This is a genomic window from Chryseobacterium soldanellicola, assembly GCF_900100115.1.
GTDB classification, from domain to species: Bacteria; Bacteroidota; Bacteroidia; order Flavobacteriales; family Weeksellaceae; genus Chryseobacterium; species Chryseobacterium soldanellicola.
The window spans coordinates 690169-716443 of the sequence record NZ_FNKL01000004.1; the positions used below are offsets into that span (position 1 = coordinate 690169).

The 26275-nt window shown below is 33.9% G+C and carries 24 protein-coding genes; 11 read left to right on the forward strand and 13 right to left on the reverse strand.

The window, feature by feature from the left end; translation table 11 throughout:
• Positions 1-10: 10 nt before the first annotated feature.
• Positions 11-964: a hypothetical protein gene (locus BLT04_RS17265; RefSeq protein ID WP_089757322.1), complete on the reverse strand. Its 954-nt coding sequence runs from the start codon at positions 962-964 to the stop codon at positions 11-13.
• Between the two features lie 257 nt (positions 965-1221).
• Here BLT04_RS17265 and BLT04_RS17270 point away from each other — a divergent pair, with 257 nt between their 5' ends.
• Positions 1222-1719 (forward strand): hypothetical protein, encoded by a 498-nt coding sequence (locus BLT04_RS17270; RefSeq protein WP_089757037.1) that lies wholly within the window; start codon positions 1222-1224, stop codon positions 1717-1719.
• Positions 1720-1798: 79 nt separating this feature from the next.
• Here the strand turns inward: BLT04_RS17270 and BLT04_RS17275 are convergent, their stop codons facing one another.
• On the reverse strand, positions 1799-2830 hold the full coding sequence (locus BLT04_RS17275) for a threonine aldolase family protein (RefSeq protein WP_089757038.1): 1032 nt from the start codon (positions 2828-2830) through the stop codon (positions 1799-1801).
• A gap of 85 nt (positions 2831-2915) precedes the next feature.
• Here BLT04_RS17275 and BLT04_RS17280 point away from each other — a divergent pair, with 85 nt between their 5' ends.
• Positions 2916-3569: a metal-dependent transcriptional regulator gene (locus BLT04_RS17280; RefSeq protein ID WP_089757039.1), complete on the forward strand. Its 654-nt coding sequence runs from the start codon at positions 2916-2918 to the stop codon at positions 3567-3569.
• Between the two features lie 169 nt (positions 3570-3738).
• Here BLT04_RS17280 and BLT04_RS17285 read toward each other — a convergent pair whose 3' ends face one another.
• From BLT04_RS17285 to BLT04_RS17300, 4 genes are all read right to left on the reverse strand, one after another.
• Positions 3739-4917: an aminotransferase class V-fold PLP-dependent enzyme gene (locus tag BLT04_RS17285; protein ID WP_089757040.1), complete on the reverse strand. Its 1179-nt coding sequence runs from the start codon at positions 4915-4917 to the stop codon at positions 3739-3741.
• Positions 4918-5069: 152 nt separating this feature from the next.
• The gene (locus BLT04_RS17290; protein WP_089757041.1) at positions 5070-6209 is read right to left on the reverse strand and encodes a hypothetical protein; all 1140 of its coding nucleotides are present in this window, start codon (positions 6207-6209) and stop codon (positions 5070-5072) included.
• Between the two features lie 24 nt (positions 6210-6233).
• The gene (locus BLT04_RS17295) at positions 6234-7133 is read right to left on the reverse strand and encodes a TssN family type VI secretion system protein (RefSeq protein WP_089757323.1); all 900 of its coding nucleotides are present in this window, start codon (positions 7131-7133) and stop codon (positions 6234-6236) included.
• 55 nt (positions 7134-7188) lie between these two features.
• On the reverse strand, positions 7189-8130 hold the full coding sequence (locus tag BLT04_RS17300) for a type VI secretion system baseplate subunit TssG (RefSeq protein WP_089757042.1): 942 nt from the start codon (positions 8128-8130) through the stop codon (positions 7189-7191).
• Between the two features lie 327 nt (positions 8131-8457).
• Between BLT04_RS17300 and BLT04_RS17305 the strand changes: the two genes are divergently transcribed.
• On the forward strand, positions 8458-9249 hold the full coding sequence (locus BLT04_RS17305; RefSeq protein ID WP_089757043.1) for a S1/P1 nuclease: 792 nt from the start codon (positions 8458-8460) through the stop codon (positions 9247-9249).
• Positions 9250-9831: 582 nt separating this feature from the next.
• Positions 9832-10698 (forward strand): sigma-70 family RNA polymerase sigma factor, encoded by an 867-nt coding sequence (locus tag BLT04_RS17310; protein WP_002979276.1) that lies wholly within the window; start codon positions 9832-9834, stop codon positions 10696-10698.
• 163 nt (positions 10699-10861) lie between these two features.
• Here BLT04_RS17310 and BLT04_RS17315 read toward each other — a convergent pair whose 3' ends face one another.
• The 6 genes from BLT04_RS17315 to BLT04_RS17340 all read right to left on the reverse strand — a co-directional run bounded on the left by BLT04_RS17315 (position 10862) and on the right by BLT04_RS17340 (position 16608).
• Positions 10862-11791 carry a helix-turn-helix domain-containing protein gene (locus BLT04_RS17315; protein ID WP_089757044.1) on the reverse strand — a complete coding sequence of 310 codons (930 nt, stop codon included), beginning with the start codon at positions 11789-11791 and terminating at the stop codon, positions 10862-10864.
• 50 nt (positions 11792-11841) lie between these two features.
• Positions 11842-13146, reverse strand: coding sequence for an adenosylmethionine--8-amino-7-oxononanoate transaminase (gene bioA, locus BLT04_RS17320; protein ID WP_089757045.1), 1305 nt, complete (start codon positions 13144-13146; stop codon positions 11842-11844).
• A gap of 115 nt (positions 13147-13261) precedes the next feature.
• Positions 13262-14275 (reverse strand): biotin synthase BioB, encoded by a 1014-nt coding sequence (bioB, locus tag BLT04_RS17325; protein WP_089757046.1) that lies wholly within the window; start codon positions 14273-14275, stop codon positions 13262-13264.
• The gene (gene bioD / locus BLT04_RS17330) at positions 14275-14886 is read right to left on the reverse strand and encodes a dethiobiotin synthase (protein ID WP_089757047.1); all 612 of its coding nucleotides are present in this window, start codon (positions 14884-14886) and stop codon (positions 14275-14277) included. The genes bioB and bioD overlap by 1 nt, the downstream gene beginning before the upstream one ends.
• On the reverse strand, positions 14883-15992 hold the full coding sequence (locus tag BLT04_RS17335) for an aminotransferase class I/II-fold pyridoxal phosphate-dependent enzyme (protein WP_089757048.1): 1110 nt from the start codon (positions 15990-15992) through the stop codon (positions 14883-14885). The genes bioD and BLT04_RS17335 overlap by 4 nt, the downstream gene beginning before the upstream one ends.
• A complete protein-coding gene (locus BLT04_RS17340) occupies positions 15985-16608 on the reverse strand; it encodes a hypothetical protein (protein WP_089757049.1) in 624 nt (207 codons plus the stop codon). The genes BLT04_RS17335 and BLT04_RS17340 overlap by 8 nt, the downstream gene beginning before the upstream one ends.
• 65 nt (positions 16609-16673) lie before the next feature.
• Between BLT04_RS17340 and BLT04_RS17345 the strand changes: the two genes are divergently transcribed.
• The 7 genes from BLT04_RS17345 (at position 16674) to BLT04_RS17375 (ending at position 25724) form a co-directional block, all read left to right on the forward strand.
• Positions 16674-18155, forward strand: a complete 1482-nt coding sequence (locus tag BLT04_RS17345; RefSeq protein WP_089757050.1) for an aminotransferase-like domain-containing protein — start codon at positions 16674-16676, stop codon at positions 18153-18155.
• 50 nt (positions 18156-18205) lie between these two features.
• Positions 18206-19231, forward strand: a complete 1026-nt coding sequence (locus BLT04_RS17350; RefSeq protein ID WP_089757051.1) for a ligase-associated DNA damage response exonuclease — start codon at positions 18206-18208, stop codon at positions 19229-19231.
• A complete protein-coding gene (locus tag BLT04_RS17355) occupies positions 19228-20808 on the forward strand; it encodes an ATP-dependent DNA ligase (RefSeq protein ID WP_089757052.1) in 1581 nt (526 codons plus the stop codon). The genes BLT04_RS17350 and BLT04_RS17355 overlap by 4 nt, the downstream gene beginning before the upstream one ends.
• Before the next feature lie 25 nt (positions 20809-20833).
• Complete coding sequence (locus BLT04_RS17360) at positions 20834-23281, forward strand: ligase-associated DNA damage response DEXH box helicase (protein WP_262484156.1); 2448 nt, start codon at positions 20834-20836, stop codon at positions 23279-23281.
• A gap of 39 nt (positions 23282-23320) precedes the next feature.
• Positions 23321-23965 carry a ligase-associated DNA damage response endonuclease PdeM gene (pdeM, locus tag BLT04_RS17365; RefSeq protein ID WP_089757054.1) on the forward strand — a complete coding sequence of 215 codons (645 nt, stop codon included), beginning with the start codon at positions 23321-23323 and terminating at the stop codon, positions 23963-23965.
• Between the two features lie 188 nt (positions 23966-24153).
• A complete protein-coding gene (locus BLT04_RS17370; RefSeq protein ID WP_089757055.1) occupies positions 24154-24804 on the forward strand; it encodes a trimeric intracellular cation channel family protein in 651 nt (216 codons plus the stop codon).
• A gap of 188 nt (positions 24805-24992) precedes the next feature.
• Entirely contained in the window at positions 24993-25724 is a 732-nt protein-coding gene (locus BLT04_RS17375; RefSeq protein WP_089757056.1) for an MBL fold metallo-hydrolase, read from the forward strand.
• 79 nt (positions 25725-25803) lie between these two features.
• Here the strand turns inward: BLT04_RS17375 and BLT04_RS17380 are convergent, their stop codons facing one another.
• A complete protein-coding gene (locus BLT04_RS17380; RefSeq protein WP_089757057.1) occupies positions 25804-26145 on the reverse strand; it encodes a helix-turn-helix transcriptional regulator in 342 nt (113 codons plus the stop codon).
• Positions 26146-26275 lie beyond the last annotated feature (130 nt).

Below are 26275 nucleotides of genomic sequence, written 5' to 3' on the forward strand. Positions count from 1 at the left end.
AATACTATTTTCAATTTTTTAACCAAGGAGATTTTACACTCCAAAATATTATGTTAACTCCTAAATAATTTTCTGCATATGCTACAAATTCTTTCTTCGTAAATGGTTTTTTCGTTTTCGGATTCTTGTAAGTTAGCGTTGGTTCCTGAACAGCCATTGCCACTAAAGAAAGCTTTCCTTTATATTGATTAAAAAATGGATATGAGTTTTTCATCTGCCCTTTTTTATTCGGAACAATGTCCGGTCCGCCTAAACCTATCTTATTTTTATCCGCAAAATCGAATAATCTCGACATATATTTATGATCATTTTCCCACTCACACGGAAAAAAATTAACGTATTGAAGTACATAAGATTGTTTGAAAGCTTCTCTTGCAAATTTTAAATTATCCAATTCCGCCTGAAAATATTTGTCGCAGCTAAATCCCGTTTTATCTTTTTTAATGTTAATATCAATCGCAGTTTCCGGAAGGTTTATTCCCTGAATTTTACCGTCAAATTTCTTAGCCAGCTCTCCTATTAATTTTTGAAATCTTTGTTGAACAGCGGGATTCCATTGCTGCGTTGCCCATCCGTTTCCGACCGGTTTATTTTCTCCCGGATTATCAAACTGAGGGACTAATCCGCCGGTATATTCTTTATCATTTAAAATATAATCGGGAACATGTCTGGCTTCAGGTTCAAAAAATCTATCCTGAAGCTGAATGAATAATTTTCTATCTAATTTCGTTAAATATTCAAGATCTTTTTCTATTCCTGAAAAATCATAAACATCTTTCGCTTTTTCTAAAGATTTCCAGTTATAAACAATCTGCACGCCACCGATGTCTTTTCGCATAATCATCTTTTCGATATTTTGCAGATCTCCTGATGATGTATAAATATAATTTTGTGGTTTCTGAGCATTAATGTTGCAATTAAGCAAGAACAAATTAAAAATGCAGATCAAAAATATTTTTTTCATTTTGTATTTCATATATTAATATAAACACTTATCATGCCTAAAATATTTTTATCTCTTACAGCAAAATATTTGGAAAGAAATTTTTTAAGCGATTCTCAGCAATTAGAAAAATATTCAATAATTAAATTATTAATTCAAATTTTTAAATCAATAATTATTTTTATGTTGAAAAATTATTTTTTATTAACATGTATGATTAATTATAAATAGTATTGCTATTTTAGTGCACGAAATTTGATTAACTATAATAAAAAGGTATGAAAAAATTAATCTTGTTAAGTTCATTATCCGTTTTCTTAATGAACTGTAATAAAAAAGCAGAAGCGCCTGTCGCGGAAGCAAAAACTGATTCTACAGCAATCACGGAACCTGTTGTTGATACATTAGGTCCAAAATCGTTCTGCTACATGGGCGTAACCGGGAAAGACACTGTTTTTGTGAGTATTGATGATAATCTTGGGACAATTACCGGAAAAATGGCTACTAAAAACAGTGAAAAAGACAGCAATGACGGCACTTTATCAGGAATGAAATCAGGAGATACCTTGAGATTGACCTACGAATTTAGTTCAGAAGGGAAGAAAAGCACCAACGATATTTACTTCCTGCAGAAAAATAATTCATTAATCGAAGGAATCGGAGAAAGAGATGCACAGACCGGAACAAAATATGCCAACGAAAATAAAATCAAATACGAAGGCGGAAGAACTCTGAAAGCGGCAGACTGTAAAGTCGTTGCAGAAGCTTTGAAATAAAATTCAACCATCTAAAATAAAAATGCAACCCAATCCGGTTGCATTTTTTTATTATCTAAAGCCTAATTCCTAATCCCTTCTACATTTCCCTCTTTACAATTTCAATAAAATCATTCACGGCCTCGTCATTGGTATTCCAGGAAGTGATGAGACGAATGGCTGAAAAATTGTCGTCGATTTTCTTCCAAATATAAAATTCAAACTTTTCTAATAATTTTTCGATCAGGTTATTGCTTAAAATCGGGAAAATTTGATTGGTATAAGTGTCAGAAAGAAATTCTATTTCTTTTTCTTTCATAACATTTTTAATTTTCATGGCCTGTTGATTCGCGTGTTTTGCAAGATCAAAATACAGATCATTTTTCATCAGTTCCACAAACTGTATTCCCAACAATCTTCCTTTTGCCAGCAAAGCACCTTTTTGTTTAATATTAAAAGCAAAATCCTGTTGAAGTTCCTGATTATTAATGACAATCGCCTCTCCTATCAATGCTCCGTTTTTTGTTCCGCCCAAGTAAAAAACATCGGTTAATTCGGCAACTTTTTCCAAGGTAAGATCACTGATTTCTGCAGTCAGCCCTTGTCCCATTCTTGCTCCGTCCATGAACAGGTATAAATTATTTTCTTTACAGAATTTTGAAAGATCTTCCAATTCTTTTAAGGTATAAATCGTTCCTAACTCCGTAGAATTTGAGATATAAACCAATTTCGGCATTACCTGATGCGGAACATTTTTATGGCTTTCCATAACAGGAATAATATCTTGCGGAGTTAATTTTCCGTCTTCTTTTTCAATGCTTAAAATTTTGTGTCCGGTCGCTTCGATCGCTCCGGTTTCATTATTCAGGATATGTCCTGTTGATGCGGAAATTACACATTGATAAGGTCTTAAAATTGAAGAGATTACAATCAGATTTGCCTGAGTACCACCTGAAACAAAATAAACATCCGAGTCTGGATTATCGATTTTTTCCTTAATTAATTCTTTCGCCTTTAAAGAATATTGATCTTCTCCGTAACCAGCCTGCTGATCAAGGTTATGACGTAAAAGTGCTTCTAAAATATGGGGATGACAACCTTCTGAATAGTCGTTTTTAAATGAAAATTTCATAGATCAAAAATAAAAAAAGTTAAACGAACAAGCGTAAATAATTAATAATATTTTGTTAGATTTGTATTGAAAATCATCTAACATTTTGAAAACAACATTAACAGAAGAGAATTATCTGAAGGCTTTGTTTCACTTAGTTGACAATGAAGGAAAAGTGACTATTAACGAGCTCAGCAAGTTTTTAAACGTAAAAATGCCGAGTGTTAATAATATGATGAAGAAATTTGCAGACAAAAGCTGGGTAATTTATGAAACGTATAAGCCGCTGAAAGTCACTGACAAAGGCAAGCGTGAAGCTGCACTTGTCGTAAGAAAACATAGGCTTACCGAAATGTTTTTGGTTAAAAAAATGAACTTCGGCTGGGAAAATGTCCATGAGATTGCAGAACAACTGGAACATGTTCATTCTCAGGTATTTTTCGATAAAATGGATGAAATTTTAGATTATCCTAAATTTGATCCGCATGGTGAGCCGATTCCTGACAAAGACGGAAATATTATTGCTCAGGATTTACAAAAACTAAGTTCGTGCAATGTTGGCGAAACTGTTATTTTTGCTTCTGTAACGCTATCTGATGACGCTTTTTTGAATTATTTAACGGAAAGAAAACTGCTTTTAAACACCAAAATTAAAATCAATAAAATTGAAAATTTTGATAAATCTATAACTGTTGAAGTTAATGGAAAACAGGAAGTTTTGAGCAGAAAAGCGACTGAGAAAATATTGGTGAAAAAGTAAATTATATTTTAAACCATTAAGATTTTATTAAGGAATTAAGAATATTAAGTTTATTGAGATGCTTCGACAGGCTCAGCATGACATCGCTACAAAATGGCAATAGTATTAAGAATGTCATGCTGAGCCTGTCGAAGCATCTCAAATTTTAAAACCAGATTAATTTTCAAAATTACTTCAAGCTATTCTTCAAAATCTCTGAAACTTTTTCAATTTCTTCCATCGTATTAAAGTAATGTGGTGAAAGTCTTACTATTCCATTGATGTTTTTATTTGTAAAATCAATCAAAGCTGAGTTTTTATACGTCACGGAGAAAAATATATTATTATCCTTAAGAACTCGTTGAATATTTTCAAGATCACCATCAGGACCACAAAATGTAATAATACTGCTCAACCGGTTTCCTATATCCCAAATTTTGAAACCACTGTTTTGAAGATTTGTTCTAAGCTTTTCTGAAAGTTTTCTGTTATAATTTTCTATCGTATCTAAACCGATAGTATTGGCATATTTTATAGCTTCCATAAAGCCTAGCAACGAACCGTAAGAAATTTCCCAATGCTCAAATCGTTTTGCCGTTTTGAATAGTTCGTAGTCATCATATTCTGACCAATGAGCTCCTCTCATATCCAATAATAACGGAGCATAATTTTGTTCTAAAACCCGATCCGAAACATATAAAAATCCTGTTCCTCTCGGTCCTCGCATGAATTTTCTTCCGGTCGCCGTTAAGAAATCACAACCAATTTTTTCAACATCCACAACCATCTGGCCAACCGACTGACAGGCATCTACTAAATATAAAATATCATATTGACGGCAAATTTTACCAACACCTTCAACATTTTGAATCAATCCGGAATTGGTCGGAATATGAGTGACCGCGACCAATTTTGGATTGTGTTGTTTGATTAAATTTTCCAGGTCTTCCAAATCTAATTCATTATCTGAAAGATTTTTCGTTCTTATCACTTTTACATTTAATTTTTTCTGTAAAGAAATAAAAGTGATCTGGTTAGAAATATAATCATCAACGGTTGTAATAATGCAATCCCCTTCTTTAAAAACAATACTTGACAAAGCTTTTACGTAGGCATCTGTCGCACTGTTCGCAAAAGCAATATTGGAAGATTTACAGTTGATCATTTTTGCTGTTTCTTCATAAAATTCTTCCAACAAAGTTGCATTGCGGTTGGCAACTTCATATCCTCCGAACTGCTCTTCCTGATGAAAATAATCAACCATTGATTCTACAACAACTTTTGGCATTAATGATGAACCGGCATTGTTGAGGAATATTTTATTATCGGATAATCCTTTTGTGTCTTGTCTTATTAATTCTAAGTTCATTTTTTATTTATAAATTTTAAGAAGAATCTATTTAACTTGGTCTGGATTCTTATGGAATAACAAATTTAATGTATAATTTAATCTAACAATTTTATACAAAAAATCCCGAAATTTCAATAACGGGATTTTATATTTTTTAGCTTTAATTTGCATTAATCTAAAACGCTCCAACCTCTCTTTGGATTGTTGTTTGAAGAAACTTCCTGTTCGTTAACAATGATATTTTCTTTTCTCTGACCGATGTAATCCAGCTCGCTCAATTTAGAGAAAATTGTTTCTAAACTCCTCAGCATCTGCTGAATATACAACAAAGGTTCTCCGCAATTGTGATGGTCATAATTTGTTTCAGCAACGATAGAAAGTTGGTTTAGCAACGTATGAGGAGCAATTTCACTCCATTCTAAGCTATAATTCAACATTTCTTCCAACTCTGCAGGCACCAAAACCTGAGTCGAATTGTATAAATGAAGCGCCAGTTTGGCAAAACTTTCAATCAAAAACACGGGCGGTTGCCATGGAATGATATTTCTGAACTGGAAATACATATCCCCAAACGTATTTACCATTGTGGTACACAGAAACTTAACGTTTTGTGCCAACGCAGTGTTTTGATTTTTATGGGAAGCTTTTTGAATGATTTTAAATGCATATTGCTGCAAATTTCCGATAGATTTTGCATAGCTGTTGTAATAATCCAACAACGCCGGATGACTTTGAATAGAAGTGCACGGCGGAATAAAATTAGAATCTACCTGCGCAATATTGGCTCTTAAGTCAACTTTTCCGACAATAAGATAATTTCCTCCTGAATAGCTGCTGTTCAGCGAAGTTACGGGAAGTAATTCGATATGATGATTCGGTTGTGCATTCGGATGGCGCGGTGGAATCTCTTCCGGATCAATATCTCCAAACGGAACTTTATCAAACGGATTAACAGAAATTAAGATATAATATTCACCATCAGCCTGATCTTCATTCATTGATTTTGCCAGTGATTTTACACTTACTCTTCTATCATTCAATTCAACCCTGTAACCTGCCAAAGTAACTGCGCTACAATGCTTTATAACCAATTGAACATCATTTGTTGCCGTATTGTGAACATCAAAAATCGTTTTATCCGTAAACTCGTTCGGAATTGGTAAAAGCCCGTAATTATATGTCGTAATGCCCAGAGAATTTGAATCTCTGATTGTGTCAATTAAAAAATTATCCTGATCGTTTAGGTGTCTTTGAGAAACCTTCATCCCGTCAACCCAATTGATTGCGAAATGCTTTATCGGCTGTATCATAGTAATACTTTTTAAAATTTGTGATTATGATTTTCTGGCTCCTTCTTCCTCATGCTGGATCACTCTTTTGCAGATCACCACGTCATTTTCCGAAATACCATTATTTGTAATATCCTGGTTGAAATCAATATATCTCCTAAAGCTGAAAAACGACTTTTTAATGTAAAAAATCCAGTAATAAGGTTCTTTTTCCTGATCCGAAAGATGAATAATTGATCCCGGATTTTTATGATTATAATCGTCTACCACTCTATAAAACCAATCCCCGAAATTCACTCCCGTCGGTAAGGTTTTAGCTTTAATTCTAAATCTGTTGGCGTCTTCTAAGTTCTTGCTTAGCTCAACATTCAATACCATTAATTTGTCAAAATCCACCCCATCAAAATCCGGCGGTTTCTGATCCGGTGAATACCTCCATGTTTTATAGATATCAAAAGGTATGCTGATAAACTGAATATAACAGTAATAAAATACCATCGGAACAACAAAAACAAACATACTTGTCGCAGCCATGATCGGATATCCGGTTCCTTTGCTGATCCAGTTAAAAATTAAGTAAAAAAGATAGCCTCCGAACGCAATACAGGTCAATGAAAGTATAGATTCAAACAAAATACTCATTGCCAGAGATTCGATATGCTTTTTGAAATATTTATCTAATAAATTGACGTGAATAATCCCGAAAATAAGGTAAAAAATCTGCGCAATAAGATACCAGTAAGGGTTAAATAAATTGCCCGCAAACCCGAAAAAACCGGGCAAAGCAAGACACAAGCTGCATAGCAGAACGTAAATAATAATGACTTTAATTTTAATGGCAGGCTTATTTCTTCTGATTACTCCTAAAATAATCATCATGATCACTGCAATCAGAGGCATTAAAATATACCTTAAAAAGATTCCTTTTACTGAAGAAATTTCCATTGTTTTTCTTTTCGAATTTATATTTTGTTGGTGATTGTAAATATAATAAAATATTTTACAGAAAAGTAGAATATCCCAGACGGCTGGCGTTTCTTTCGTCATCTTCGAGGCAAAACGAATATTCTTTTTTTTCTGTTATAAAATTTTCCTCCACATCCACGGTTACAGGTAAAAAATAATCATATAAAGCATTAAGCACTTTTCTGAACGCGCTTCCCGGAATATATTTTTTCATGTCCTCGTACGGGATCGGCCCAATATTGACCACCCAGTTTCTCTGCCCGTCCATATGACTTCCACTCGGAATATACGTCACTCCCAGCCTCGAATTTCCCAACAGCATTGAATCGTCTCTTTCTTCAATATCATCAATAATATTCGGGGTAAAAGTGATTTCTACAGGAACCTGCAAAAACGCGCTGATGCATTTTTCAAACCACTTTTTATCTCCTCTGATCTGGTGAAAAAACGGCAAAATATGAATGAAAATATAGGCATTCTTTTTGTCAAGCATTTTTAGCAAAGGCCAAAGTTCGCTCACCGTATCCAGCAGGCTGTCGGTATCACTGGCAATATCGAAATCAAATTCTTTAAGCAAAGCACTGATTTCGGTGAAAAATATTTCTAATTCGAAAGGTTTGAAAAATTTTCGGGCGTCATCTTCTACCCTTTTCTGCTTGCGGATTTCGCGAACTACATTTTCAACATTTTTGCGGGTTGCTCCTAATGACGGAGGGTGAAATAACCCTTCCGGAAGATAATCATAAATCCCTTCCCTATACGTTTCTATCGTAAAAACCTCTTCATCAAATCCCAAATAACTGCTCGTGATACTTTTAATATCCTTTAAATAAGCTCTGTCATTGATGCCTATTCTTTCGATAAAAATATTACTTACTGCTCTGTGATATTTCAAAAGATTGACTGCTACAGATTCTGCCCTGAAATCTGTCTGCAGCTTATTGTAATGCATATCTACAATATTATTCTCATACATATTGTGCTCCTTAGTGATTTGATTGTAAAGATAATATATCTCTTATGTTTGAAAAAATAATTTTAAATTAAATTTATTCTAAAAATACTAATTAATTGATAGTAAAAAGAATAATTTTCTACGAAATTAAAAGTTTATAGTTTAATTTTCAAATTTTCAAATTCTGAGCCGGGTATCTCAATGATTTAGAGATAAATAAAAAATAAATTTTACTTATATTTTATTTAGATTAAATTTTATTAATCCATAAGCCGTAAGAAATTCTTAATATTTAATTTTATTTCGGAAAGCGAGCCGTATCTTTGCCCTTCGAAAATGTTATTTAAAATGAAAAGTATTTATTCCAAAATTTTGCTTTTATTATCCATTTCTTCATCGTTATACTCTTATGCATGGGGATTGACGGGGCACCGTGTAATCGCAGAAATTGCCGAAAATCATCTCTCGGGTAAAGCAAAAAGAGAGATCAAAAAAATTATGGGGAGAGAACGCCTTGCATATTGGGCAAACTGGCCGGACTTCATCAAATCTGATACCACAGGTGCCTGGAAACAGGCTTCAGCTTGGCATTACGTAAACATCGACCCACAAACGGATTTCAAAGCATTTGAGCAAAATTTGAAAGCTCAGGCCGGACCAAGTCTTTACAGTCAGGTAAAAACATTGTCCGGTCAGGTAAAAGATGAAAAAACTTCTGAAAAAGACAGAAAAATAGCATTAATTTTCTTAATTCATATCATGGGAGATCTTTCTCAGCCTTTACACGTTGGAAGAGCAGAAGATTTAGGAGGAAATAAAATTAATGTCACTTATTTTGGTGATAAAACAAATTTACATTCAGTTTGGGACAGTAAATTAGTAGATTCGCAAAAATACAGCTATACGGAATATGCTACTCTTTTAGATATCAAATCTAATGACGAAGTAAAGCAAATCCAGACTGGAACATTGGAAGACTGGCTGTACGATTCTCATAAAATTGCGAATAAAATTTATGCTCAGACTCCAAACGATTCGAAATTATCATACGATTATCAGTATAAATTCAATGATACGCTTGAAAGACAGCTTCTTTACGGAGGTTTGAGACTGGCAAAATTATTGAATGATTTATTTTAATAATTAAGAATTTACGGTTGCCGATTGACACTCAATTATTACAATCTTCACGTTAATTTTCAATCATTTATTCTTGACTATAAAGGCGGAACTTCGGTTTCGCTTTTTTATTGTCACAAAGTTTGTCATGCTGAAAGCAACTAGACTCAAATCTTTTCAGATATTTTTAACTATGCTTAGATGCATGACAAACTTTGGATATTTTCCCTAATGTTTAATTGATACCTGCAACCCTAGCCCCGATTGCAGTGAAAATCCCGCAATGGAGCGGCGAAGCGAAGCGGAGCCGCGTAATGAGGAATTGCAACGGAAAGCGGGAAAAAGCTTCAAATAAAAAATAAAACAGCTTTTCGATGTAATCAAATAGCTCCTTAAAAAAATAGTAAAACTTATAATTTAAAAAACACTGCTCAATAATTCAAAGTACGATATGATAAAGTCACCATCTGAAACACAAGAGCTATAATCTACAACTAATTTTCCAGACTCAATTTAATTAAATGAAAAATATTGAAATAAGTGTAACCTTTTTACCTTTTCAAACGTATAATATATAGTAACTCTTTTTTGAGGATAAAATAGATGAGACAATTAAAAATCACTAAGCAGGTAACCAACAGGGAAACTGCTTCATTAGACAAGTATTTGCAGGAAATTGGTAAAGTAGAGCTAATTACTGCGGACGAAGAGGTAGAATTGGCACAAAGAATACGTGCGGGCGACAGAGCAGCACTTGAGAAATTAATCAAAGCCAACCTTCGTTTCGTGGTTTCAGTATCTAAACAGTACCAAAATCAAGGTCTTTCTTTACCCGATTTGATTAATGAAGGTAATTTAGGATTGATGAAGGCGGCAAAAAGGTATGATGAAACAAGAGGTTTCAAATTTATCTCTTACGCAGTTTGGTGGATCCGTCAATCAATTTTACAGGCGTTGGCTGAGCAGTCAAGAATTGTAAGATTGCCGTTGAACAAAATTGGTTCTATCAACAAAATTAACAAAGCATACGCTCACTTGGAGCAGGAAAATGAAAGACCACCTTCTCCGGAAGAGTTGGCTGAAGTTCTTGATATGAGCGAGGAAGATATCAAAGAATCTATGAAGAATTCCGGAAGACATTTGTCTATGGATGCGCCTTTGGTAGAAGGTGAAGATTCTAATCTTTATGATGTATTACGTTCAGGAGAATCTCCTAGCCCGGATAAAGATCTGATGCTTGAATCTCTTCAAATTGAGATCGAAAGAGCATTGAATACTTTAACTCCAAGAGAGGCGGATCTGGTAAGATTATACTTTGGACTGAACGGTAAACATCCGATGACGCTTGAAGAAATTGGTGAAACTTTCGATCTTACAAGAGAGAGAGTGCGTCAGATCAAAGAAAAAGCGATTAAGAGACTAAAACATAATACCAGAAGCAAGATCCTTAAATCTTATTTAGGTAAATAATTTTTAGCGAAACAATTTATTAAGCGGAGTTTGATTTTCAAGCTCCGTTTTTTTGTATATTTTCACGGATACTCACTAACTAGAAAATAATTTGGTATTTCGTAAGAATCTAAAGGATGCTTTTATTGTAAAGGTGTAAAAATTCTTATAATTAATTGTAAAATTATTTACTTTCAGAAATTTCCTTTCTGTATCGTACAGGTGTTGTTCCCGTATGTTTCTTGAAATAATTACTAAAATGCGCAGCTTCAGAAAAACCCAGTTTAAAAGTAATTTCCTTAATAGAGATCGAGGAATTCTCCAATAAAGCTTTAGCTTCGGAAATGGTTTTTTCGGCAATCCATGTTGCGATTGATTTTCCTGTTTTAGACTTTATAACGCTGCTTAAATAGTTAGGATGCAGATTTTGAGCTTGAGCGTAATCCTGAACCCTGAAAACAGTTTCCACTTTATCCGAACTTAAATCTCTGTAATGCCTTTCTAAAAGCTGTTTAAAAGATTTCACGATCTGTGAGCTTCTGTTTCCTTCGTAGATCGGGTTGTAATCCTGCCAGAAATATTCTTTAATCTTGAAAAATAAAACCGCGAGAAGATGCCCGATAATTTTATATTTATGAACGGAGCTTCCGATATATTCAGAACGAATTTGAAGATAAACTTTTTCCACGCTTTCATAAAATTCATCAGTAACGATTTTAGGCTTTACAGTTTCCGTTAAAAGAAAAGGAAAAGTGTTGAAAATTTCTTTACTAATGTATTTTTTAAGAAAAACTTCATCAAAAGTAATAAGATAAATTTCCTCGATTTTTTTCCAGCAAAAAGTCCTGTAATTGCTGGGATTGGTAAAATAAACCGAATGCGCTTTGACCTCAAACGAATAATCATCGATGGTATAATTCCCAGCTCCTTCTTTTATAAACAGAAAAGAGAAAAAATTCGGGCGGTAAGGTGTCGATTGATAAGGAAGCTCAAACCCGACTTCTTTCAAATTAAAAATAGAAAAACCTTCCGCCGTATCGATAAGATTGACAGGAAGGTTTAAATGCTGGTATAATTCAAATAAAGAATTGGATTCAAAATTCTGCTGCATCATGATCAATAGGTTTTCAGGATAAATTTACTAATCTATTTGTCATTTCCAAATTAGTTATTGCTTAAAATATTTTGTTTTTCTGCAATATTTATAGTTTGATTTAAAACTCCAATAATATTCTGATAAATAAAATCCAGTTCGTCAGAAGTAATACAATATGGTGGTACGAGATACATCACATTTCCCAAAGGGCGCATGATAATTCCTCTTTTTAAAAATTCGTTGTATAAAATCTTTCCGATTTCGTTAAAATAAGAAGTTTGTTCATCATTTTTAATTTCCCAGGCTAATATTGTTCCTGTCTGTCGGATATTTTCAACTTTTGAATGCTGTCGTAATGTTTTAGAAAAATTTAAATGCTTTTCACAGATTAAGTTGATGTTATTCAGAGTTTCTTCTTTCAAAAGAAGTTCCATACTTGCCAAAGCAGCCGTACAAGCCAACGGATTTGCCGTAAAAGAATGCCCATGAAATAAGGTTTTATATTTATCATCAGACAAAAAAGCATTGAAAATCTCGTTTGAACAGGTTGTGATTCCCATTGGCATCGTTCCGCCTGTCAAGCCTTTTGAAAAACACATGATATCGGGCTTTTCCGAAAGATAATTGGCGGCAAAAAGCTTTCCTGTTCGCCCAAAACCTGTAAAAACTTCATCCTGAATCATTAAAATTTCATTTTCTCTGCAAAATTTCATTAATTCATCTAAATGTTGAGCTTCATACATCAACATTCCCGCCGCGCCCTGAATTAATGGTTCGTAAATGAAACATGCAATTTCATCCGCATGATTTTCAATCTGATTTTTTAAGCTTTCCAAATTCTCAGAAGTCGGAGTATCAATGAAAATCACTTCAAACAACATTTCCCCGAAAGGTTTTGTCCAGACACTTCGCCCGCTTACAGACATTGCCCCGAAAGTATCACCGTGATAAGCATTTTTAAAAGCTAAAATTTTATTTTTTTCCTTTTCCTTATTATACGCGAATTGAATGCACATTTTTAAAGCAACTTCCACTGCTGTCGAACCGTTGTCAGAATAAAAAACTTTTTCTTGATTTTCGGGTAAAAGGTTTAATAAATTCTCTGAAAGCTGTATTGCAGGTTCATGGGTAAAACCGGCAAAAATAACCTGTTCCAATGTATTCAGCTGTTCAGAAACCCGCTGTGCAATATAAGGATGCGCATGACCGTGAAGTGTCACCCACCACGAAGAAACAGCATCAATGTACTTATTTCCCTGATCATCAAAAAGATAGATTCCTTTTCCTCTCACAATGGGAATGGCGTCGTCAGCAGTTTTCATTTGAGTGTAAGGATGCCAGTTGACGGCTCTGTCGCGTTCTTGTAAGTTCATAAGTAATGGGGTAATTGGTAATGAGTAATTTTGTGAATGGTCAATAATGAATTGTGAATTTTCCAGCCTTATATTGACAATTGAGTATTCACAATTCATAATTTCAGAAATTAAACTAGGCGTTAGTTTTCCAGGTTTCAAATTGATCCATCACTTTTTCGGCTTGTCTTTTCATCGGCTTTAATCCTAAAGTCTGCAACATTTGCATATCTTCCGAAACTCCCGGATTTGGCGTTACCAACAAGGTTTCTCTCTCTCCCGTAAAAATAGAATTGGCGCCAGCCATGAAACACCAGCCTTGCTCAAATTCAGTCATTTCAATTCTTCCCGCGCTTAAACGAACCATCGAAGAAGGCATGATAATTCTTGCAGTAGCGATTATTCTCACCATTTCCCAGGTATCCGTTTTTTCATTGTTTTCAAGCGGAGTTCCGGCTACTCTGGCCAATGCGTTGATAGGAACAGATTCCGGATGTTTTGGCATTGTTGCTAAGGTTAAAAGCATTGAAATTCTGTCTCTGTGCGTTTCTCCTAATCCGATAATTCCTCCTGAACATACTGTAATTCCTGCTTTTCTGACATTGTTTATGGTATTAATTCTGTTGTCAAAAGTTCTTGTAGAAATAATCTCTTCATAATATTGCTCCGAAGTGTCAAGATTGTGATTGTAAGCATATAAACCTGCTTCCTGCAGACGAATTGCCTGTTCTTCCGTCAACATTCCCAATGTACAGCAAACTTCCATTCCCAATTCATTTACACCTTTTACCATATCGATTACGCGATCAAAATCACGGTTGTTACGGACTTCTCTCCACGCTGCAGCCATGCAGAAACGGGATGAGCCACTGTCTTTTGCTTTTTGAGCATGCTCAATAACTTGTTCGGTCGGAAGCAAAGCCTGAACTTTAATATTGGTGTGATAACGCGCTGCCTGTCCACAATAAGAGCAATCTTCCGGACAGCCGCCCGTTTTTATTGATAATAATGTCGACATTTGAATTTCTTCAGGATTATGCCACTCGCGGTGAACGGTGGCAGCTTTGTAAATGAGCTCCAGTAAAGGTAAATTGTAAATTTCTTCTATCTCTTGTTTTGTCCAGTTATTTCTCAATTTTGTTGTATTCATTATCCTATTTTTGTTAATTGTTCTGTAATATTTTCTATATTTTCTCTTGTTAAATTTTCGATGTTGGGAATTCTGATAATTTCGGTTTCAGGTTGAATATTTTTACATATGATTTTTTCTGTATCGGGTGGAAAATTTCCATTAAGAATCAAATATTTTAGATTAATTTTTCTTTGATTTAAAGCCAATATCGACAATAAACTGTGATTGATACAGCCTAAATAATTTCTCACCACCAGCGCAGCAGGAATATTTAATTTTTCAATTAAATCAATCATAAATTCGGTGTCATTTAGTGGAACCATTAATCCGCCCGCTCCTTCTACGATTAAATTATTTTGAGTTTCAGGAAGTTGAAAATCATTGATCGTAATTGAAATTCCTTCTTCTGCGGCCGATTGGTGAGGCGATGCAGCGAGTTGTAAGCGATAGGTTTCAAGATGAATAACAACATTTTCACCAACCCAGTTTTGAATTTTCATGCTGTCTGAAAAATGTAAATCCCCTGACTGAACCGGTTTCCAATAATCAGCATTAAAATATTTCGTTAAAATTGCCGAACAAACGGTTTTTCCTACTTCCGTTCCGATTCCGGTTATGAATAATTTCATATAAATTCTTTAATAATTCTCGTTAGCTGTATAATTTCCTCTTCTGTATTGAAACTATGCAGGCAAATTCTTAATCTTTCGGTTCCTTCTTTTACAGCCGGACTAAAAACGGCATAGGTCAAAAATCCTTCATCCAATAAAGTTTCCTTTAAGGTTCTTAATTGATGATTATCAGGAACTATAATCGCCTGAATCGGGCTGTTTTCAGAAGAAGGAGTTTTTAAATTCTGTTGACGAAAAATTTTAATGTTTTCCTGAAGTTTTATTGATATTTCATTTTTTACTTTTAAAAACTCATAGCCTGTTTTTATACTCGCCCACTGAACGTCTTGCGCTGAAGTTGTGTAGATGAAAGGTGATGCAAAATTAATGAGATAAGAGCTTATGATATTATTACTTAAAATGGCTGCACCATGCGCTCCTAAGGCTTTTCCATAAGTTATAACGGTAGCTGTAACTTTACTTTGCAATTGATATTTTGTAACCAAACCATATCCAAAAACCCCAAAAGCATGAGCTTCATCAACAATTAAATGAGCGTTATATTTCTCAGCGATTTCTGCAATCTCTCGAATGGGTGCAAAATCCCCATCCATCGAATAAAGACTCTCAATAGCGATATAACAATTGCCGTTTTGTCTCTTTAAAATCCGCTCTAAATCTTCAGAACTATTATGCTTAAATTTCAACTTTTTCGCATGGGACATTTTACAGGCATCATGTACGGAACGATGAATTTTTTCATCAACGATAATCGTATCGTATCGAGTCGGAAGCGTCGAAAATAAAGCTAAATTGGTATTATAACCCGAAGAAAAAAGCAAAGCAGAAGAATAATTATGTTCTTTTGCAATATAATTTTCGGTTTCAATAACAATCGGACTGTTTCCGCTTATCAACCTGGAGCCGGTACTTCCAGATATTAATTGAGGATTTTTTATAATTTGCTTTACTAGTAAATTTTGTAATTCATTATGTCTTGCCAATCCCAGATAATCATTAGAATAAAAATCTATTCCTTCTGATTTTGGCTGTAAAATTCTCAAAGTCCCCTCTTCTTTTCTTTTTTCTAATGCTTCCTGAAAATGGCGAAAATTTTTAAGCATAATTAAACTTTGCAACTTCTTCAACGATAGCGTTGATCCATTGATCATGAAGTTCATGTTCGATTTTTAAAATATTTTCAGCATGAGGTTTCCAATTTTCTAAAAACTCATCCAATTGATTGATCATTTCCTCCAAATGTCCTTCTTCTTCAAGAATTATTGATTTAACCATAATTTTAGATGAAGTTTTTGTCAAAATATCCTGATAAACCGGATACAATTCATCGGCGCGAACTTCAATCGCGTAAGTCACAAAAAGATAGGCCGCATATTTTAATTCTTCTTTTGTTAAACTGAAATTATTCTGAAGATATTTACAGGCTTTTATATCCAAAGAATGAAGATATTGCCGTGTAGCAATCGGTGCCAGAAGCTCTTGCCCTTCATAACTTTTACAAAATTGAGAATCTAATTTTCCAATTTGTTTTTTTAGATAATAAGCATGACGATGCTCTTCTGCAGCATGTTTTAACTGAATTAAACTCACTTTCGTCGGATGTTCACAGGCAGAAATTTTTCTTGCGCCGGCATTTTCCATAAAAGAAAGCGTGTTAAGCCATTTAGCATGCGTTTCATCATCTTTTACAATTCTTTCAAGCAGATTAAAAAATTCCATATGTTTTATTTTAAAATCAAATGTAGTATATTGCCGGATGGTTGAATGGTGCCAGTTTTAATATTATGGATAGTCCGGTTGAAATTCCTTATAAAAGCTTCATTAAAGTTGATAGAAAATCTGATATTTCTATATATATGCAGATTACGAATCAACTGATTAATGCTATTCAGAGAGGTTATCTTCCATTTGGAACAAAACTTCCCGGAACAAGAATCTTGAGTCAAACCCTTGAGGTTCATAGAAATACAATTGTAAATGTATATGAAGAACTGTATGCTCAGGGTTGGATAGAGATTCAGCCCAATAAAGGAACTTTTATCATTGGAAAAGATCAGGAAAAGCCAATAAAAATTAGAGATTTTGAAAATAGTAATCTCGAAAATTATCCGAAAACAGCAGGTTTTTCTTTTAAAACTTCAAATATTTTAGACAATCCTTTTGAGCATTCCAATTGTGAATATATTTTTAATGACGGGATTCCTGATATTCGCTTAACTCAGATCGATCAGCATTCCCGGATTTACAGTTCAATTTTGAAAAGAAAAGCGCATAAAATAGGACAATACAATCAGGATGGAAGTGAATTTTTTAAACAAAATCTTTCTCAGTATTTAAATTTATCAAGAGGTTTACCTATTTCAAAGAATAATCTTCTGATCACCAGAAGTACAGAAATGAGCATTTATATTGTTTCTGAAATACTGTTATCTCAAAATGACACAGTTTTGGTGGGTGAATTAAGCTATTTTTCTGTAAACATGATTTTTCAGAAAACAGGCGTGAAAATCGAGACGATTTCTATTGATAATGAAGGGATTAATGTAGAAGAAGTCAGAAAAATATGTGAAAAACAAAAAGTAAGAATGCTTTACCTTACACCACATCATCATTATCCTACAACTGTGGCATTAAGTGCACAGCGAAGATTGGAATTGTTAAATTTAGCTCACGAATTTGGTTTTATTATACTTGAAGATGATTATGATTATGAATTTCATTACGATAAAAGCCCTATTTTGCCTTTGGCCAGCGCAGATACTAGCGGGATGGTTATTTATATCGGTTCTTTCGGAAAATCTCTTGCACCGGGTTTTCGAACGGGATTTATTGTTGCTCCCGAAAATCTTATGATTGAAATGAGAAAATATCTGGGAATCATTGACAGACAAGGAGATGTATTGATGGAACATGTCTTGGGTGAAATGATTTCTGAAGGTGAAATTAATCGTTATCTTAAAAAATCTCTCAAGATTTATCAGGAAAGGCGGGATCATTTTTCTTTACTTCTTGAGCAAAATTTAAAAGAATTTATTAATTTTCAAAAGCCTTCCGGCGGCTTAGCTATTTGGGCGGAATGGAAATATCCGGTTAATTTGATGCATTTTAGCCGTGAATGTGCAAAAAATAACCTATTTATTCCAAAAACATTGCTTTATCAAAATAAAAATCTTACAGCAATGAGATTAGGCTATGGAAATTTTAATTTCAATGAAATGGAAAAAAGTATTGAAATTTTTCACAAAACTTTAAAATCACTTATTTAATTCAAGTAATTGGTTAGATTTTTGAATAATAAATCCAAACCAATTATCCATTGAAACTAATCACATTCACAAATAAAGGAATTTATTGCCCGCAAGGAAAATTTTACATTGACCCTTGGCGGCCTGTCGATTTGGCAGTAATTACCCATGGTCATGCCGATCATGCCCGTTGGGGAATGAAAAAATATCTTTGCCATCATTTTACAAAACCAATTCTGCATCAGAGGATTTCTCCCGATATTGAATGTCAAAGTGTTGAATATGGGGAGGTTATCGATATGAATGGGGTTAAAGTTTCACTTCATCCCGCGGGCCATATTATTGGTTCTGCACAGATTCGTCTCGAATATAAAGGTTACGTGAGTGTGATTTCCGGAGATTATAAAGTTCAGGATGATGGTTTAAGTACTCCTTTTGAGCTTGTAAAATGTAATGAATTTGTTACAGAAAGCACTTTTGGTTTGCCGATTTACAATTGGCTTGAAGTTGAAGATTTAAATAAAAAGCTTCAAAATTGGGTTTTACGAAATAAAGAAAATCAAAAAACTTCAGTGTTCATCGGCTATTCGTTGGGTAAAGCTCAAAGAATTATGAAGGCTGTTGAAGGATTGGGAAAGATCCACGTTCACTACTCTATCGGAAAATTAAATGAAGCTTTTGAAACCGTAGGGATCGACCTTCCGGACTATGAAATTCCTGATTTTAGAGAAAGTGTGAAACATGTGCAGAATGAAATTGTGATCGTTCCGCCGGCTTTGCTGGACAGCAATGTGATTAAGAAAATTCCTAATGCTGCAACGGCAATTTGTTCAGGCTGGATGCAGGTTCGCGGTGCCCGAAGATGGCGAAGTGCAGATGCGGGTTTTCCTATGAGTGATCATGTTGACTGGAAAGGGTTATTACAGGCCATACAAGCCACAGAAGCGGAAATTGTTCATGTAACGCACGGACAAACCGAAGTTTTTTCTAAATATCTGAATGAATTAGGAATAAAATCCGACGTCGTTGAAACGTTATATGGAGATGATGAAGAAGAAGAAACCGAAAAAGAAACCATAGAAAATCCTGAGCCATGAAAAATTTTGCAGATCTGATCAATGCTTTGGAAAGCACCAATAAAACCAATGCCAAAATTGATGCAATCATTGATTATCTGGAACGTGCTCCGGACGAAGATAAGGTATGGTTCATTGCATTGTTTACAGGGAAAAGACCAAAACGGAACGTCAATACAAATTATATGAAAGAATGGGCCCTGGAGATTACAAAATTGCCCTTTTGGTTATTTCAGGAAAGCTATTCCTCGGTTGGAGATCTTGGTGAAACTCTTTCGCTGATTTTGCCTCCTCCGGCGAAAAAAATTGACCGTACACTTTCCCAATGGATGAATGATATTATTAATCTGAAGGGTAAAACTGATGTAGAAAAAAAAGAATTTGTGTTAAATTCCTGGAATGGTTTAGATTATACGGAACGGTTGATCTTCAATAAATTATTAGGAGGAAGCTTCAGGATTGGAGTTTCTGACAAAACATTAATTAATGCGTTAACAAAATTCTCAGATCAGGAATCAAGCACGTTAACACACAGTTTAATGGGAAAATGGCTGCCAGATGAAATTTCATTTAAAGAACTGATTTCAGCGGAAAAAATTAACCCCGATAATTCTAAACCCTATCCTTTCTGTTTAGCGTATCCTTTGGAAAAAGAACTGGAAGAATTGGGCAGTCCCGATGAATGGCAGATTGAATATAAATGGGACGGAATTCGTGGGCAAATCATCAAAAGAAATGAAGAAGTTTTTATCTGGTCAAGAGGTGAAGAACTAATTACAGAACAGTTTCCGGAAATTGCAGATGTTGTAAAAGCAATGAACGGCAACTTTGTTTTAGATGGAGAAATACTTGCGGTAAAAGATGATAAGGTTTTAAATTTCAATGAATTGCAAAAAAGATTAAATAGAAAAACATTAACTAAAAAAATGCTCTCCGAAATTCCTATTCAAGTTTTTGCTTATGATTTATTAGAGTTGGAAGGCACAGATCTGAGGGAAAAGCCAATCTCTGCCAGAAGGGCAATGCTGGAAGAATTATTACTAAATGAAGCTCCCGAGAATATAAAAATATCTAAAATTATTGATTTTGAAAACTGGCAGGATTTAAATGAAGTAAGAGAAAATTCGCGGGAAATAAACAGTGAAGGTTTGATGCTGAAACAGAAAAATTCCCCTTATCATTCCGGACGGAAAAAAGGCGATTGGTGGAAATGGAAAATCAATCCGTTGACTATTGATGCCGTTTTAATTTACGCTCAAAAAGGTAGCGGACGACGAAGCGCTTATTATACTGACTACACTTTTGCCGTAAAAAACGGTGACAGCTTGGTCACAATTGCAAAGGCATATTCCGGGCTTACTGATAAAGAAATTATGGAAGTCAGTAAATTTGTCAACAAAAATGCCATTGAAAAATTTGGACCTGTGAGGACAGTTAAAGCGGAGTTAGTTTTTGAAATCGCTTTTGAAGGAATAGGATTTAGCAATCGTCATAAAAGCGGTGTAGCATTACGTTTTCCGAGGATTGTAAGATGGCGGAAAGATAAAACAGTAAATGAAATTGATGATTTAGAAGAAGTTAAAAAATTGATACAATAAACCTGATATAATTAAAAATATAAATTTGACCACTTTTGAAAATACCAACGGATTCAACGTCATTCAGCAATGGATGGAGGGAAAAGGTATTTCACCATTTAGATTTCAGATTGAAACCTGGAAAAAATTCGGAAATGGCTACAGCGGAATGGTCGTAGCGCCTACGGGTTTTGGAAAGACATATTCCGTTTTTTTAGCTTTAATTTCAGACTTTCTAAATTATCCAGAAAAGTATGGTAAAGGATTAAAAATGATTTGGATAACTCCACTTCGATCACTTTCAAAAGATATTGCAAAAGCAATGCAGGAAGCAATTGACGAGATCGGTCTGGACTGGGCGGTAGGTATAAGAAATGGAGATACCGATCCAAAAGTAAGGCAGCAGCAGGTCAAAAATATGCCCGAAATTTTAGTCGCAACACCAGAAAGTTTACATTTGCTTCTCGGACAAAAAAATCATCCGAGATTCTTCCAAAATCTACAAAGTATTGTCATTGATGAATGGCATGAATTATTAGGTTCAAAACGTGGAGTTATTGTTGAATTAGGTATTTCCCAGCTCAGAAAATATGTCCCGAAAATTAAAATCTGGGGAATTACAGCAACCATCGGAAATCTTGATGAAGCCATGGAAGTATTGATTCCTTATCATATTAAAAAAACAAAAGTTACCGCCAAAGAGCATAAAAAGATTGATATTATTCCTGTTTTTCCGGATGAAGTAGAAATTTTGCCTTGGGCAGGACATCTTGGGCATAAATTAGCAGACAAAGTTGTTCCTATTATTTTAAATTCAAAATCGACAATCGTTTTTACGAATACCCGGAGTCAAAGCGAAATGTGGTATCAATTATTATTAGATGTTTACCCTGATTTTGCCGGCCAGATTGCAATTCATCACAGCTCGATCGATGCTCATTTAAGAATTTGGATTGAAGAAAATTTGAGTAATGGAAAATTAAAGGCTGTTGTTTCTACTTCATCTTTAGATTTAGGTATCGACTTCAAACCTGTTGATACTGTGATACAAATAGGTTCAGCTAAAGGTGTTGCAAGATTTCTTCAGCGAGCCGGGCGAAGTGGCCACTCTCCTTTTGAAACGTCAAAAATTTACTGTGTTCCCACCCATTCTTTGGAATTGATTGAAGTTGCTGCATTGAAGGAAGCGGTGAAGCAAAATGTTATAGAACCTCGTGAGCCTCAGGTGTTATGTTTTGATGTTTTGGTTCAATTTTTAATGACTTTAGCGATTGGCGATGGATTTTATCCTGAAGAAACCTATGAAAGGATTAAACAAATTTATACCTTTCAGGAAATGACCGATGATGAATGGAAAAATATTCTTGATTTTCTTACAATTGGCGGAAGCGCTTTAAAAAGTTATGAAGAATATCATAAAGTCGTTGTAATGGAAGATGGCCTGTTTAAAGTAACTTCAAGAAGAATTGCAATGCTTCACCGTATGAATATGGGAGCGATTGTAAGTGATGCGATGTTAAAGGTGAAATTTATTTCAGGCGGCTATATCGGAATGGTTGAGGAATATTTTATCTCAAAATTAAAAAAAGAAGAAAAATTTATATTGGCCGGAAGAGTTTTAGAAGTCGCAATGGTAAAGGATATGACGGTGTATGTTCGATTGTCAAAAGGAAAGGCTTTAGCACCAAGCTATTTAGGCGGAAGATTACCCTTAAGCTCAAATTTAGGACATTTTTTAAGAGAAAAACTATCCGGAGCATTGAATCCGAAAGCTTCAGAGAAAGAACTGAAATTTTTACATCCATTATTAATAAATCAGGAAGAACGTTCACATATTCCAAAAGAAGATGAATTTTTGGTTGAATTAATTAAAAACCGTGAAGGCTATCATTTATTTATGTACCCTTTTGAAGGGCGTTTGGTGCATGAAGTGATGGCTGCGCTGATTGCATACCGGATTTCAAAACTGGCCCCGATTTCTTTTTCAATGGCGATGAATGATTATGGCTTTGAATTATTCAGTGATAAAGAAATTCCTTTAAACGAAGAAAATTTGAATAAAATTTTAACACGCGAAAATTTGATGGTTGATGTTATTTCAAGCATTAATTCTGCGGAAATGGCCAGAAGAAAATTTCGTGATATTGCAGTCATCTCAGGAATGGTTATTCAGAATTTTCCCGGACAACAACGTTCAAATAAAGCGCTTCAAAGTTCTGCAGGGTTGATTTTCAAAGTGTTGGAAGATTACGATCCTAATCATTTTTTAGTAAGACAGGCTTATACGGAAGTTTTTAATATGCAATTGCAGGAGCAAAGATTGGTGGAAGCCTTTAAACGAATTGAAAAATCAAAAATTATATTGAAATTTGCCAATACTTTTACGCCTTTAAGTTTTCCTATAAAAGTTGATAGTTTACGACAAACTTTAACAAGTGAAAATCTTGATGCAAGAATCAAACGTTTGGTTGATCAGGCGAAAAAAATACGGTGAATTAAGATGAAACCATGATTATTTAAGATTAATCAAAAAATGAATTTAGCTACAAAAAATATACTCATTAAAAAGGAAACTTTTACTTTAACAAATCAGCGTGCAGTATTTTGGGAAAAAGAGAAAGCATTAATTTTATCAGATCTTCATATCGGAAAAACAGCGCATTTTCGCAAAAACGGAATTGCTTTGGCAAATCACATCATGAAAAATGATTTAGAGCGATTATCTATTTTGATAGAATATTTTAAACCAGAAAAGTTTATCGTTGTCGGTGATCTGCTTCATGCAGGAAATAATTCAGATGTTGATGAATTCTGTCATTGGAGAAATCAATATTCAGATTTAAATTTTTATTTAATTGAAGGAAATCATGATAAAATATCAAAGCAGCTTGAAGAAAAATTATGTTTAGATTTTAAAGCAGTTTCATTGGAAATAGATGATTTTATTTTTATTCATGATTTTGAAAAAAATCAACCGAAATTTCAAATTACAGGGCATATACATCCCGGGGTTGTCATAAATTCTACAGTTAAAAATATTAAGCTTCCATGTTTTACAGTAACTGCAAATCAGTTGTTGCTTCCTGCGTTTAGTGAATTTACCGGTCTGGATACAAAAAATCTTCCGAAAGACGGAAAGTTTTACGTTTTTACAGATTCTGAAATTCATGAAATTTAAAAATATTAAATTTCCCTTTTTAATCAATTCGTAGTTTTTATTTAATCCAATACTAAAAAATCATTTACGCAATCCATTTATTTTATCTTAAATAAATGATATTATTCTTTTTTTTAAATTTCACGAAAAAATTAAATTATTTAAAATGAGATATTTACGATGTATATTTGTGTAATTTTAGAATTTCAATGATTCAGTCGAGTTTACAGGGAAGTTATGCGCTACCCACTTTTTTTGATCTTTTTGCCGTTTTTCTTTTTGCCTTTTCCGGGTCCATAAAAGCGATTGATAAAGAGTATGATTTTATCGGGATTTTTATTATTGCAATGGTGACAAGTACCGGTGGCAGCTTGATTCGGGATACGCTTCTGCAGCACGGAACTCCCAGTCCGTTATTGGATTATCGCTATCTTTTGTGCGTTTTTGTTGCGGGTATCGTTGCCATGTTTTTGTACAAATACCACAAGCATTTTAATTTTCTGATTAATATTATTGATGCTATTTCCTTGGGAATGTATGCTGTTTTTGGTACTCAAAAAGCGCTGTTTTTAGGGTTGAGCATTTTTTCTGCATTTATTATTGGCTTTATAAATGCAATTGGCGGCGGGATGCTCCGCGATATATTAATGAAAGAAGAATCTCATTTTTTTAAAGCCGGCCAGTTTTATGCTGTTAATTCCATTGTAGCTATTACAATATTTTTGATTTTGGGAATTGGGATGAAATTACATGCGGAAACTTCTGCCACAATAGCTATTGTCGTCGCCACCTTACTTCGGTATCTGGCTGTAAAATTTGATTTAAGAACAGTTGCCATTAAAAAATGGTATTCTAAATAATCAACAAAATATCATTTTCAGTTAAAATTTTTCAAAGTACATCTGATGAATAAATTGTTATTAAAATTATTTAATACCGAATAAATTATTCCAAATCTTTATTATTGCTTTCATTCATTGGTTTTAACAATAATTTGCATTGAAAAAAAACACTTCATAGATTTAAAAATTATGAAGAACTTTACAAAATGAAAGTTATACCATTAAAGGAAGGTAATTTCTCAGCAAGCACAACCAAAGAATTTACGCTTCTTACTGAGGAAAATATTAACAGGATTGATGGAATAAAAATGTCTGTGCAGCCTTTTCTGATTATTACGGAAAATGATTATATTATTTTGGACGCCGGTATCGGATGGAAAAATGAAGCAGGAAAAACAGTTATTTTTGAAATTCTTGAAAGCGAAAATATTAAACCTGAGCAAATTACAAAAGTCCTGCTTTCCCATCTCCATAAAGATCATATTGAAAATACAATAAAACGCACAGAAAATGGTTTTGAAGCGGCATTTCCTAATGCAGAAATTTATATTCAAAAACGTGAACTGGATTTTGCGATGGAAAACAAAGAAAGCCATTCTTTCAATTTTGACACCCTTGAAAAATTGATTGAACTGGAAAATATTATCTGGATGCAGGAAGATAAAGGGCAGATTACAAATGTGATAGCCTTTGAAGTTGTGGGCGGCCATACCCCTTTTATGCAGGTTTTCTGGATCCGTGAAAATGGAGAAACTGTTTTTTATGGTGCAGATAATCTTCCCCAAGCATCTTATTTAAAATATCATCTTGCTTATAAAACTGATTTTGATGGCAGAAAAGCAATGGAATTAAGGCTGAAATGGGAGAAAGAAGCTGCCGAAAATCATTGGAAAGTATTGCTGTACCATGATTTGGAAACGTCAGTTTTACAATTTTAATTAATTTCCAAAATATTGTTAAAAAAATAAAGGGCAACATGTTTAATCATGTTACCCCTTTTTATTATAATTATGTGTCTTATAAATCATTAAACCATTTATAAATATCCATTTCAGATGGAATACTAAGCTTTTTCCTTAATCTGTTTTTTCTGTTTTGAATTGCTTTTGGTGTTACAAAAGTGTATGTAGCAATTTCTTTTGTCGTTAAATTTAATTTTAAATAAATGCAAAAAATCAGTTCAGAATTCTTTAAATTGCCTTGTATGGCAGATAATTTATTAAAAAAATCCGGATAAACTAATCTGAATTTATTCAACAAACGAGGTGAGTTTTCTTTCGCCAATGCAAGGATTTCGTCCTGTACAAAAATCTTTTGGTTTAAATCTTCTAAATTGAATTCAGGTTTTTCGTTTTTCATATTTTTTCATCTCTTCTAATCTCTGTTGCACCATTTTGCATCAGAACTAATCCGCTTTCTCACTATTCATCACCTATTTATTTAATTTTTGCGAGAAATGACACCTTTTAGGCTTTACTATTTATAATCA